Raw genomic sequence first — 536 nt, forward strand, 5'->3', positions numbered from 1 at the left:
CCACCGGCACCAAACCCAACCCACCATCCAGCACATACGCCCGTGTACCGGCGATCGGCCCACCGATCGGTGCGGCGCCCTCGGTCTCGCCGTCGTACCACCCGGCCGTCGCGTAGACCGTGGCCTCCGTCGGGCCGTAGGCGTTGAGCACCCGGCAGCCGGGCAGGGCGTCACCGATGGTGCGGGCCGCCGGGCCCGACAGGGCCTCCCCGGCGCAGACCACGACGCCCGGGAAGTCCCGCGGCCCGACCGCCTTCGCGACCTGGACCAGGGCCGAGGGGACGCCGCTCACCAGGCTGGCTTCCGGCCGGTGGGGTAACCGCCCCACCAGGGCCACGGCGTCGTCCACGATCTCGACACGTCCACCGCAGGCGAGCGGCGCGAACAGTTCGAAGGTGGACACGTCGAAACTCACCGAGGTGGACATCATCACGTGGGAGAGGGCTCGCGTCCCCAGGGTCTCGACGGCCCACCCGATCGTATTGACCAGGCTCTGGTGGGTCACCACCACGCCCTTGGGGGTGCCGGTCGAGCCG

General features: G+C 72.2%; 1 protein-coding gene. It reads right to left on the reverse strand.

Annotated elements, in window-relative coordinates:
• A partial coding sequence (locus tag IEJ02_RS47970; protein ID WP_191070531.1) for an AMP-binding protein occupies window positions 1-536 on the reverse strand: 536 nt, incomplete at both ends.

The organism is Streptomyces sp. 5-10 (assembly GCF_014712245.1).
GTDB lineage: Bacteria > Actinomycetota > Actinomycetes > Streptomycetales > Streptomycetaceae > Streptomyces > Streptomyces violaceusniger.